12 protein-coding genes and 1 other RNA gene are annotated in these 12258 nt (G+C 37.1%); 1 reads left to right on the forward strand and 12 read right to left on the reverse strand.

The window, feature by feature from the left end; translation table 11 throughout:
- Positions 1–67: 67 nt before the first annotated feature.
- The 8 genes from kdsB to AC5YGI_RS20260 all read right to left on the reverse strand — a co-directional run bounded on the left by kdsB (position 68) and on the right by AC5YGI_RS20260 (position 8393).
- Positions 68–790, reverse strand: a complete 723-nt coding sequence (gene kdsB / locus AC5YGI_RS20225; RefSeq protein WP_330746528.1) for a 3-deoxy-manno-octulosonate cytidylyltransferase — start codon at positions 788–790, stop codon at positions 68–70.
- A 139-nt stretch (positions 791–929) separates the two neighbouring features.
- Entirely contained in the window at positions 930–1916 is a 987-nt protein-coding gene (locus AC5YGI_RS20230) for a phosphatase PAP2 family protein (RefSeq protein WP_496169506.1), read from the reverse strand.
- 317 nt (positions 1917–2233) lie between these two features.
- Positions 2234–3487, reverse strand: coding sequence for a pyridoxal phosphate-dependent aminotransferase (locus tag AC5YGI_RS20235; protein ID WP_330746530.1), 1254 nt, complete (start codon positions 3485–3487; stop codon positions 2234–2236).
- A 77-nt stretch (positions 3488–3564) separates the two neighbouring features.
- Positions 3565–5280, reverse strand: coding sequence for a phospho-sugar mutase (locus tag AC5YGI_RS20240; protein WP_330746531.1), 1716 nt, complete (start codon positions 5278–5280; stop codon positions 3565–3567).
- A 64-nt stretch (positions 5281–5344) separates the two neighbouring features.
- Positions 5345–6046, reverse strand: coding sequence for a GIN domain-containing protein (locus tag AC5YGI_RS20245; RefSeq protein ID WP_330746532.1), 702 nt, complete (start codon positions 6044–6046; stop codon positions 5345–5347).
- 195 nt (positions 6047–6241) lie between these two features.
- Positions 6242–6625, reverse strand: a complete 384-nt coding sequence (locus AC5YGI_RS20250) for a hypothetical protein (protein WP_330746533.1) — start codon at positions 6623–6625, stop codon at positions 6242–6244.
- Positions 6626–6823: 198 nt separating this feature from the next.
- Positions 6824–7774: a glycosyltransferase family 2 protein gene (locus AC5YGI_RS20255; RefSeq protein WP_110010230.1), complete on the reverse strand. Its 951-nt coding sequence runs from the start codon at positions 7772–7774 to the stop codon at positions 6824–6826.
- A 16-nt stretch (positions 7775–7790) separates the two neighbouring features.
- On the reverse strand, positions 7791–8393 hold the full coding sequence (locus AC5YGI_RS20260; RefSeq protein ID WP_062674918.1) for a DUF4199 domain-containing protein: 603 nt from the start codon (positions 8391–8393) through the stop codon (positions 7791–7793).
- A 131-nt stretch (positions 8394–8524) separates the two neighbouring features.
- Here AC5YGI_RS20260 and ffs point away from each other — a divergent pair.
- Positions 8525–8622, forward strand: an RNA gene (ffs, locus tag AC5YGI_RS20265) — signal recognition particle sRNA small type.
- Between the two features lie 117 nt (positions 8623–8739).
- On the opposite strand, the gene AC5YGI_RS20270 is transcribed toward ffs, so the two are convergent.
- The 4 genes from AC5YGI_RS20270 to AC5YGI_RS20285 all read right to left on the reverse strand — a co-directional run bounded on the left by AC5YGI_RS20270 (position 8740) and on the right by AC5YGI_RS20285 (position 11857).
- Positions 8740–9426 carry a metal-dependent hydrolase gene (locus tag AC5YGI_RS20270; RefSeq protein ID WP_330746534.1) on the reverse strand — a complete coding sequence of 229 codons (687 nt, stop codon included), beginning with the start codon at positions 9424–9426 and terminating at the stop codon, positions 8740–8742.
- Positions 9427–9553: 127 nt separating this feature from the next.
- Positions 9554–10000: an SRPBCC family protein gene (locus AC5YGI_RS20275; RefSeq protein WP_330746535.1), complete on the reverse strand. Its 447-nt coding sequence runs from the start codon at positions 9998–10000 to the stop codon at positions 9554–9556.
- Between the two features lie 17 nt (positions 10001–10017).
- Positions 10018–10947 carry a 1,4-dihydroxy-2-naphthoate octaprenyltransferase gene (gene menA, locus AC5YGI_RS20280; RefSeq protein ID WP_227942235.1) on the reverse strand — a complete coding sequence of 310 codons (930 nt, stop codon included), beginning with the start codon at positions 10945–10947 and terminating at the stop codon, positions 10018–10020.
- A 73-nt stretch (positions 10948–11020) separates the two neighbouring features.
- The gene (locus AC5YGI_RS20285; RefSeq protein WP_034697698.1) at positions 11021–11857 is read right to left on the reverse strand and encodes a 1,4-dihydroxy-2-naphthoyl-CoA synthase; all 837 of its coding nucleotides are present in this window, start codon (positions 11855–11857) and stop codon (positions 11021–11023) included.
- Between the last annotated feature and the right edge of the window lie 401 nt (positions 11858–12258).

The following is a 12258-nucleotide window of genomic DNA, read 5'->3' on the forward strand; positions in this document are numbered from 1 at the left end:
CAAATATAGGGGGATTTATGGAAAATTGCAAAAAAGGCAAAAGCTCAGGAAGACCAATTTGTTAATTTCAGATAAGTTTTCGGGCTTTTTCCAGATCTTCCGGAGTATCAATGCCTACTCCTACGAAATTGGTTTCTATCATTTTGATTTTCATTCCATATTCAAGATAGCGGATGCATTCAATCTTTTCGGATATTTCCAATGGCTTCATAGCCAGCTTTGAAAACTGCAGCAAGGCATCTTTTCTGAAAGCATATACTCCAATATGTTTAAAATAACTTACATCATAAGAAACCTCCCTGTGAAAAGGAATGACGGAACGGCTAAAATACAGGGCAAACCCATTATTATCGGTAATCACTTTTACATTATTCGGGTTTTCAATTTCTTCTTTTTCATGCAGCTGTATTTTCAAAGAAGCTAAAGATATTTCCTGTTGCCGGTCATGTTTAAAAACTTCTATCAGTTGACGTAAAGGTTCTAACTTAAGGAAAGGCTCATCTCCCTGGACGTTGATCACAATGTCGCAGTCAATATTCTGTACAGCTTCCGCAATACGGTCGCTTCCGGTTTCATGCTGTCCTGTCATGACCGCTTTTCCTCCGTTTTTTACGATTTCATCAAGAATAATTTCGGAGTCGGTGGCAACAAATACTTCATCAAACAGCCCTGTTTCCACTACATTCTGATAGGTTGTGGTAATAACGGTTTTTTCTCCTAAAATCTGCATTAATTTCCCCGGAAAACGGCTTGCTTCATAACGTGCAGGGATGACAGCGATTATTTTCATTCAATACAATATTAAGTAATTCTTTTTAAATCAGGAGGTTTCATTCCGGTATTTATAAAAGTCCGGATACACCTTTTATCCTGAGATCAAATGTAGTGAAAAGTATCTTATTTCCTAAACAAAACAGAGATTTCAGAGATTAAAAAGAGAGTTTTACGCCTACCATATTGTATTCCCATTGGCGGGATGCAGTGAAGTTGAGACTATATTTTGTCTTTCCGATTGTTCCTTCTGAAGAAGTGTATCTGCTTTTTGAAATGGTTTTTCCTATAAAATACCCCATGAATAAAGCCAGAGGATAGTCTGAAGCCCAGTGAACTTTACTCTGCATCATTTGAAAGCACAATGCTCCGGCTAATGTATATCCTACAGCTTTGATCCATTTCGCATCCGGATAGTTATCTGCAATTACAGTAATCCCAGCCATAAATGTCGTTAAATGTCCTGATGGCATTGCGTCGTAATTCGAGGTGTTTTTGCTGAATGCTGAAAAGCTTGGAAAAGGGTTCCATGCGCCTCCTTTATGTCCGTATTCTTCGGCAATAAAAGGGCTTTCTCTTCCGGTAATTCTTTTAAGGGTCTGCGTAAAAACTCCTGAAAGAATTAAACTTTCCATTAAACCACTGGCGGTAGCCTGGGCTCTGTAGTCATTTTTTATCAATCCATAGGTTCCGAAGCCTATTCCTAATAAGACTAACGTAGACCCGTTTCCGATCAGGTACAGCGCAGATCCGACATCTTTAGGAATTTTAAAAACACCTCCCACTTTGTGATAGTTGTTATCCTTATCCATTCCCCATCTTTCGGCCAGCTCTCTTGAATTATCAATGAGTTTCTGATCAAACGGCAGGAGTATTAACGTAGCACCAACAGCACCCCCCAGATAATAAGCATGATCTTTAGCTACGAAATCTTTATTGGTATTGATGAAGTTTCTTGGTAATTTGGTGACAAAGTCAAGGAGTTTAGGTTTTGGATACGTCCGGACGGAACCGTCTTTTAAGGTGTAGGTTTGTACTTTTGGAAGCTCAGCTTCTTTGGGAAGTTCTTGTACCTTCAATGTATCAACTTCTTGTGAGCATACCAATATTGAAACCGGTAAGAGTAGAAATCTCAGTTTTTTCATCGTGTAATTTTCGATTTATATATTCAGGTGTGTAAAAGCCACAAATATAATTCCTTGTTGAATGTAGTGCAAAGCGGTTATCTAACTTTTAATATTTATTTAATTTTTCGAGAAATAAACGCAGCTTTAATTCCAATATTGGATCAGAAAAATAATCCCATATATCCATGAAATATAGGGTTTCTGTGGAAGGTTCATGGTTTAAAAGGTGTGTAAAAAAAGCTTCGACTCCGCTCAGCGTGACATTGCTAAAACTAAAGGATGTATTTTAACGATGTCATGCCGGACAGAGTCGAAGCCTATATTTTATGTAAAGATTACTTTAAATTGTTCAAAGCACTTTCCAGTTTTGGAAGCATTACCTTGATCTCATCTACAGCCAATCCTCCTACAGAAGCACGGAACCAAGGTTCTGATTTTTCTTCTCCGAAGGCTGAGAACGGTACCAAAGCCACTCCTGCTTCATTGATTAAGTAGAAAACAAGATCTGAAGAGTTTTCAATGACAGCTCCGTCAGGTTTTGTTTTTCCGATATAATCAAGTTTGATGGTAAGGTAAAGAGCACCCATTGGTTCGATGCTGTCAACAGCAAGTCCTTTTGCCTTTAAATCCTGAACTCCGTTGTGAAGTACTTTTAAGCTGTTTTCAAGTTTAGCTTTAAAGTCGTTAACGAAAACATCAACGTTCTCTGAGTTTTCATAGAATTTAGCGGTTGCTTCCTGCTCAGGTTTAGGTGCCCAAGCTCCAACGTGAGTAAGAAGTGCCTTCATTTTATCAAGAATATGAGCAGGTCCGAATCCCCATCCTACACGTACTCCGGTTGCAGCAAGGCATTTTGAAATACCGTCAATATAGATGGTGTAGTCTTTCATTTCAGGGAAAAGAGAAACCGGATCTACATGTTCTGCTCCAAACGTAAGACAAGAATAGATCTGGTCATACATCAGGTATAACGGTTTTTCGTCTGCTCCTCTTTTTTTGTTTTCAGCAATAACCAGTTCACAGATTTCTGAAAGCTGTTCTTTTGTAAACATGGTTCCTGTAGGGTTCAATGGAGAACACAATGCCAACAGCACTGCTCCATCCAAATGCGGTCTTAAATCATCAGCAGTCGGAAGGAAGTTGGTTTCAGGTTTTGTTTTCACTTCTACAGCGTTGGCAGAAGTAAGATAAGCATAGTGATTGTTGTTCCATGATGGTGTAGGATACACTACTTTATCTCCTTCGTCTACAATGGTTTTGTACACCGCATAGATCAAAGGTCTTGATCCTGCAGTAATCAGAATATCGTTAGGAGAATAATCCAGGTTCCATCTTTTTTTAAGGTCTTTGGAAACTTCTTTTCTTAAAGATAAAAGTCCGTTGGCAGGCGGATAGTTCGTCAAATTATTCTGATATGCTTTCTGAATCTCTTCCTTCAGCAATGCCGGAATAGGATAGATATTAGAATTCAGATCACCAATAGTAAGATTGGCAATTTCCGCTCCTTTTGCTTTTAGATCATTTACTTCGTTACCAATTTTTACAATTTCAGAACCGATCAGGTTCGCTGCTAATTTTGAAACTTTCACTTTTTCTTATTTTAAATTTATATTATCGTTCTCCATGAATCTTCTCATATTTTTGATTGATGGTGTTTTTAAGAGTATTAATCCAGTTTCAAATCTGTCTTAACGGCTCCTATTTTGGCTTCCAATGATTTTAATTTGTCTCTGAAATCTGCTTCTGAAGTAATGGAATCCTTTACAGAAACATAGAACTTGATTTTTGGTTCCGTTCCTGAAGGTCTTACGCATACTTTTGTTCCATCCTGTGTATAATAGATCAAAACGTTAGATTTCGGAATATCATTCATTACTTTTTTCTCGTTGGTAGAAACGGTAAGGCTGGTTTGTTCTTTGAAATCCTTTACTTCTTCTACCGGTGATCCTGCCAGTTCCTTCGGAGGATTTTCACGGAAGTTTTTCATCATATTCTGAATTTCTTCAGCACCTTCTTTTCCTTTTCTTACAATATTGATCAATCCTTCGTAATACATTCCAAGGTCTTCATAGATCTCGATCATGTACTGATACATTGTTCTTCCGTTGGCTTTACACCATGCTGCAATTTCGCAGGCTAAAAGGATACTTCCACAAGAATCTTTGTCACGAACGAAATCTCCGGTCATAAATCCGAAACTTTCTTCACCTCCGCATACAAATTTCTGCTTTCCTTCTGCTTCACGGATCATTTTTCCGATCCATTTGAATCCGGTAAGACCTACTTTGCATTCTACTCCGAATTTCTGAGCGATATCAAAGAAGATATCTGAAGTTACAATCGTAGAACCAATAAATTCTTTTCCTGTAATTCTTTCCTGCTTTCTCCACTCGTTTAAGATATAATACGTAAGGATGGTATTGGTCTGGTTTCCGTTCAACAGCTGCATTTCGCCATCAAGGTTTCTTACCGCGATTCCTAATCTGTCTCCATCCGGGTCTGTTCCGATCACAATATCAGCATTGGTAATTCTTGCCAGATCCATTGCCATTTCCAATGCTGCAGGCTCTTCCGGGTTGGGAGAATCTACAGTAGGGAAATTTCCGCTTGGGATCATCTGTTCTCTTACCAGATCAACCTTTTTGAACCCTGCTTTTTCAAGTGCTTTAGGAACAGTTGTATATGTTGTACCGTGGATTGAAGTGAAAACAATATTTAAATTTTCTTTTCCGATATTCTGATAGGTAGAGTTTTCAATACATGCATCGATATATACGTCGTCCTGCTCCTCTCCGATCCATTCGATCAGATCATCATTTCCGTTGAATTTAATTTCCTCAAATTTTACAGAATATACTTCATTGATAATCGCTTCATCATTAGGCGGTACAATCTGTGCACCGTCATTCCAGTAAACTTTATAACCGTTGTATTCCGGCGGGTTGTGGGAAGCTGTTAAAACAATCCCTCCGTTACATTTTTTATCACGAACGGTGAAAGACAACTCAGGTGTCGGTCTGTGGTCTTTGAAAAGCAGTACTTTAATTCCGTTGGCTGTTAAAACATCTGCTACCAGTTTCCCGAATTCTTTTGAGTTATTACGAACATCATAAGCGATGGCCACTTTAATCTCTTCACCTTTGAACTGCTGTAACATGTAGTTCGCCAATCCCTGTGTAGCCTGTCCTAATGTATATTTATTCAAGCGGTTGGTTCCTACTCCCATTATCCCACGCATTCCTCCTGTCCCAAATTCCAGTTCTCTGTAGAAAGAATCTTCCAGATCAGGGGAATTGCTGTCAATCAGTAATTGTACAGCATCTCTCGTTTCCTTATCGAAGGTATCACTTAACCAAAGTTTCGCTTTTTCTAGTGTATTCATATTTATATGTTGTTCTTTTATAGTTTGTAAAATTCCTAGTTTCTAGTTTAAATAATGCTGTTTTTTAATCCAGCTTTTTGTTTTCAACTTTCGTCGTTTTATCAATTTTAAACGCTCTGATCGGATCGTTATAATAGACAAATTTTGCTGTGTTCTGAATATGTCCTTTCAAAGAATCCTTTACGTTTACTTCTGCATAATTTCCGTTTTTGGAATCAATATTCAGGTTGGTAATTTTCCAGTAAGGCGCAATCAAACTTGCTGTATCTGAGATTTTTATAACAGCTTCTTTGGACAATCCAAGAAAATTAGCACGGCTTCTGTTATGCATTTCCACTTCTGCTCTTCTGGTGTTGACAGAGCCCATGAAGCTTGCATTATTTTTCATACTAAGCCTGAAATTGTCTGTCTTGATTTCACTTGAAATATTGACTTCAACAGAATCGGAAACGGCAACTTTTTCAAGATTATATTTTGAATAAATCGTTACATTATAAAAATCGACTCCTTTTGTACCTCTTTTTTCTTTGATGAAAAGTGTTTTGTCTTCTACATCCACATCCAGATTATTGGCTACATTCGGATAGGTCTCTATTTCTACAAAATTTTTCGGACCTCTGGCATAAAATACACGGAATTTCCCTTCCAGGTCAAGGTTTACAAATTCCGGTACATCCACATCTTTCTTTTCAATATTTCCTTTTGGAGAAACTTTTCCACAGGAAACAACTGCCATCAGCATCAATGTGTATACAACTTTTTTCATATTTAATTTTAAATATTACATTATTATCGTAACAATTCGTACTGAAAATCCCTGAAAGTTTTTTCATATCTCTCAGTAGACTTTCAATATTACTTTGAACAAAAATAGGATTAAAATTTCTAAAAATCTTTGTCTTTTGACAATAAAATACCTGATCATTTTTAATTTTCTGCTTTTCAGGGAAAAGACTGTTTCCTATTTATACTTTGTCTTTATTTTTTTATAAAACCACGTTTTAGGACTTCCCGACATTGAAAATAAAAGCAGGTAATTTTTATCTACACCTGAAATCTTCATAGGAGTTACATTTTCATCATCATTATACTTCATTTTCAACAGATTATTTTCTATCTGATAAGTTCCATTGTTGCCCATTGAACTGAAAGTTTTATCCTGATAAAAGGTCAGAATTCCTGTTCCGTATCTGGAATTATTTGTTTTGGTTTTCAGTGTATCTGTCTGACTGATTTCACCATCATAAATATCGATAAACTCCCACGAACCAGAGAGTTTGTTGGATGAACAGGAAATTATCAGGAATAAAAGAAAATAAAAAAGGATTGATTTGAATTGAAACATTGAGATTAAAAGTTTTTATAAAAATACAAAAAGCACCCTGTAACAGAGTGCTTGTATTTATTCAGAGAAGTTATTATCGTTAATTGTGGTCTACTATCATTGTGCTTAAGAACCACTAATTACACTAATTTTATACACTAATATCACAAACACCCATAGTGTAATTTGTGAAGCATTCGTGCCATTAGTATTTAAAGATTATATCACTTCGTCAATATTATAGTTTTTATGTTCGCGGTTGGTTCTGATAATCATTTCTCCTAAGAATCCTGCAATAAAGAGAAGGGTTCCCATAATCATCATGGTTAATGCAATAAAGAACCATGGGTTATTGGTAATCAAATGTCCGTAAATTCCTCTTGCCACATCAATCAGTTTAGAAATTCCCAGCCAAAGTGCTGAAAGAAAACCAACAATAAACATTAAAGTCCCCACAGCTCCAAAGAAATGCATTGGTCTTCCTCCGAAACGGCTTACAAACCAAAGGGTTATCAGATCCAGAAATCCTCTGATAAATCTTTCCGTTCCGAATTTTGAAGTTCCGTAAGGTCTTGCCTGGTGCTGTACTTCTTTCTCGGTAATTCTTCTGAAACCTGCATTGGCAGCCAATACCGGAATATAACGGTGCATATCTCCGTACACATCAACCGATTTTACCACCTGTCTTTTATAAGCTTTCAAACCACAGTTGAAGTCGTGAAGGTAAACTCCTGAAACTTTTCTCGCTGCCGCATTGAATAGTTTTGACGGAATATTTTTCGTCATTACATTATCAAAACGCTTCTTTTTCCAACCGGAAACGATATCATAATTATCATGAATCACCATATTGTACAGTTCCGGAATTTCTTCTGGGAAATCTTGTAAATCGGCATCCATTGTAATCACTACATCACCGTTTGTTCTTTCAAAAGCGGCATGAAGCGCCTGTGATTTTCCATAATTTCTGGAAAATTTAATAGCGTGGATCTGAGGATACTGAACTTTCATATTCTCAATAATACTCCACGACAAATCCGTACTTCCGTCGTCTACAAACCAGATCTCATAAGATAAATTACTGGTTGTACACACTTTATCAATTCTTGAAAAAAGTTCTTCCAGAGAGTCTTCTTCGTTCAGTAACGGAATAACTATAGATAAATTCATTTAATTTTAATAAAAATTAGGCTTGATTGGTTTCTTCGGGCTGATGTATTGTTCTTGTTCTGAAAAATGCTCCGAAAAACACCGACAAAACTACGTAAAATATAAGAATTGCTGCAAAATATCCTGAAAAATGACTTGCGGTAAGCATATCTTTTCCTTTAACCGCCTCAGGAGTGAAGCTTTGCAGTCTTTCTTTGTATTTCTGATCCAGTTCATCAATATCTTTCTGATGCTTCAGAATTTTTCTTGCAGAAGTATATTCTGTATCCAGTTCTGATTTTTGTCTCTGAACATATTGATAGTTCAAAAGGCTTTTTGCTGCAGGATCAACGAAGGTTAAAAACGCATAAATACTGAAGATGGAAAGAATTCCTCCGATAAACATCGGAACAAATGCTCTTTTGAAAGCATCTTTAAATTTCACCACTCTATGGTTGTTCCAGTAAGATTTTACAGACCAGAAAGCAGCTCCGGCATATAAAAGAGGTAAAACAAAAGCATTGGCTTTCAAAGAGATATCAAAATAATTGATTCCTGAGAAAAAAGTATATACTACAAAGAAAACGATCATTGTAGCAATAAAAAGTATAATTCCTAGTGTTGATGGACTTTTCGTCATATTTAAATTTTTAGAAAAAAGTTGAAAAATTTTCCCTCTAAATGTCAGGCGTTTAGCTTTACCACTGCATTTTTTCGACTAATTTTCTTTAATAAAGTTTTGAAGTTTATAAAATATTCCTACCTTTGCAACGGCAAGTCCTAAACAACCAGCTCCTGAGAATCCTCCAGGGTGGGAACGCAGCAAAGGTAATCGGTCGTAGCGGTGTGATTTAGGTAGCTTGCCATTTTTTTTTGGTTTAAAGTAAGAAGAGAGGTAATTTGATAATTATCTTTTTTTGTTTTTAATACCTTACGCATCATTTTCATTTTTCTAATTTTCAGATTACCTCCGGTTTTGTTATCGATTAAAATTCGAACGTTTCTCCTAATTTTGGTAAAACAAGTTCTACATTTTTATCAGCGAAATGCTGTAGTGCACTTTCATGGTTGATTTCAATGGCAGGGAAAGTATCAAAGTGACATCCGATTACTTTCGGAGTTTTTAACAATTCTGCTGCTGCAAAAGAAGCTTTTCTGGGACACATTGTATAGTGGCTTCCGATGGGAAGAATAGAAAGGTCGATGTTTCCGTATAGTCTCGGGAACAGCTCCATATCAGCCATTACTCCTGTATCACCTGCCAGATAGATGTTCTTACCTTCAGGAAGTCTGAAGATATACCCTACAGGAACGCCTCCATAGCTTCCATCCGGGAAAGAACTTGTATGGTGAGCCGGAACCATGGAAATTTTAAGATCGTCGATTTTTGCCGATCCTCCTAAGTTCACATCGTCTTTATTTTTTGCCTGCTGGAAATAACCGCATACTTCAGGAACTCCAATGATGGTAGCTTCCGGATAGTGCTGCAATACCTCTGCTACATCAGCAATATGATCACCGTGCGCATGGGTCAGCAGAATATAGTCGATTTTTTGAGCAGCAATATCAAACCCTGACTCTGCTTTTTTGTAGTTGTAAAAAGGGTCACTCAAAATTGTTTTGTCCTTGTACGTGAACAGGAAACAATTTTGCCCTAAGAATTGTATTTTCATTTTAAATTTAATTTCAATTATTATTAAATAGATTAAACACAAATGACTCAAATAATTTCACAAACAGCACAATGAGATTAGTGGAGCTTGTGAAAGCATTCGTGCCATCCGTGTTTTCTTTAATTTATTATTTCGCCGGGAATTTATCCTCAATCAATCTTAAATGAATCCCATGCTCCAGATACGCTTTGCAGCCGTCTAAAACCGTTGTAAAACCGCCTGTATTGTCATTGATTACTTTCAGCAGGTCTTCACCTGTCTGGCTGAATCCATAACTTTTAATGACTACGAGTGTTCCTTTTTCCATCGTTTTGAATTCATAATCTACGTTTACTGAAGGCTCTCCCCATTCTGTTCTGATCAGTTGGTTCGGAATAATCTCGTGAACTTTCACTACGTTTTTTACTCCGTACATTTCCCATTCCCAGGTAACCGTCTTACCTTCTTCCAATTTTCCGGTCGATTTGGTAAACCAGAAATTGGTAGTTACTTCCGGATTGACGAATGCTTCGAAAACATCCTCAACCGGCTTCCTGATAAGCATTTGAGCTTCAACGTATGCATTAGAACTCATGGTATACTATTTTAGATTTAGTGAAATAAGTTAAGTCCGGCTGCTGTAAGAATTGCCATTACAAAAGTCATGATTCCTACCTGTTTTAAGTACTGGTCTAATTCTTTTGGTTCTTTCACCGACATGATGCTTCTCCTCAGCTTGGCTAATGGGAATAACAGGATCATTACAATAAACACATAGTAGTTTTGCTGCTGTATAAACCCGTTTACTCCTAAAAAGATAAGGATAAGCACCAATGGTAACTGCAACAGAACCATTTCATAGATCATTGCATTTTTGAATCCGATTCTCAATGCAAAGCTGTTTTTCCCAGACAGTCTATCACTTTCGATATCTCTCATATTGTTCAGGTTAAGAACCGCCATACTCATCATTCCAACCGCTGTTCCGGGTAATAATATATCCCAGCTGAAAGTTTTTGTGAATAAAAAATAGCTTCCGCACACAGAAACCAGTCCAAAGAAGATAAACACGAAAATATCTCCCAATCCCATGTATCCGTAAGGTTTTTTACCTACCGTATATCCAATTGCGGCAAGAATGCATGCTACTCCCAATCCTATGAAGATATAGAATTCATTCATATAGTTTGGAATGAAGGCTACGTATAGCAAAGCGATGGTAGCAATGAAGGATAATGCTGCGAAAAGGATTACTGCATTTTTCATCTGTTTTGCGGTAATTTTCCCTGATGCTACAGCTCTTGCTTCAGCTTCATTGATTCTTTTGGCGTCTGTACCTTTTACTCCGTCACCATAATCATTGGCATAATTTGATAAAATCTGGTATAAAAGTGTAACCAAAAGAGCAAGCGCAAGGATTTTCCAGTCCCAGGTACCTCCTTCTCCGTAAAGTCTCCATTTTGCAATAAAAGCTCCCATAATAATTCCGCTTAAGGAAAGCGGTAAAGTTCTTAGCCTTGCGGCTTTTATCCAATGTGTCATAAATTTATCATTGATAAGAGATAATTGATAAATGATAATATCAATCATCATTCATCAATTATCAATTATATTTTTAAGATATCCATTGATCTTCTCCGAAGTTGGGCTTTCTCTTTTCAAGGAAAGCATTTCTTCCCTCCTGAGCTTCTTCTGTCATATAAGCAAGACGGGTAGCTTCTCCGGCAAAAACCTGCTGCCCTACCATACCATCATCTGTAAGGTTCATGGCAAATTTCAGCATTCTGATAGAAGTTGGTGATTTAGCTAATATTTCCTGTGCCCATTCGTAAGCTGTATCCTCTAGTTCTGCATGAGGCACCACTTTATTCACCATTCCCATTTCGAAAGCTTCCTGTGCAGAATAGTTTCTTCCTAAAAAGAAAATCTCACGTGCTTTTTTCTGTCCTACCATTTTAGCAAGATAAGCAGAACCATAACCACCATCGAAACTGGTAACATCGGCATCGGTTTGCTTGAAAATAGCATGTTCTTCACTCGCTAAAGTAAGGTCACATACTACGTGAAGTGAGTGTCCTCCACCAACTGCCCATCCTGGAACAACAGCGATCACCACTTTCGGCATAAAACGGATCAGACGCTGAACTTCAAGAATGTTCAGACGATGTCTTCCATCTTCTCCTACATATCCCTGGTGTCCTCTGGCTTTCTGATCTCCTCCACTGCAAAATGCCCATCCTCCGTCTTTTGGACTTGGTCCTTCTCCTGACAGCAATACAACGCCTATGGAAGGGTCTTCATAGGCATCATAAAAAGCATCATATAATTCTGAAGTTGTTTTAGGTCTGAAAGCATTACGTACTTCAGGTCTGTTGAAAGCAATTCTTGCTACTCCGTTAGATTTTTTATAGGTAATATCTTCGTATTCCTTGGCGGTTTTCCACTCGATCATCTTATAAAAATTTTTCTCAAAGATACGGAATTACAGAGAAATTTTCAGGTTGAAATTGAAGGTTCATCTTTATAAAAAAAGAAATTTTGAATGCATGAATCCGGCATGAAAAATTTTCAACAGAAACTGCATCTTAGGGCCGGTAATAAATGAAACCTAACAGGTTTTTAAAACCTGTTAGGTTTATAGATGTAATTCAAAATCATAAAAGGTCTGCAAGACTTCTAGATGAAACATAAAATCCTGATAAGAACTTCAGTACTTTGCGTTTACAATAAAAAAACCGAAACATTTCTGTTCCGGTTTTTTTATCTGTTGTCTCGTCCTGAAAAAGGTTGACTAAAAAACCATAAAATTAGTCACCCTTATGAATCTAAAAAAAACATCGTCCCCTGTCCAAA

Source organism: Chryseobacterium sp. CS3K3.1, from assembly GCF_059515165.1.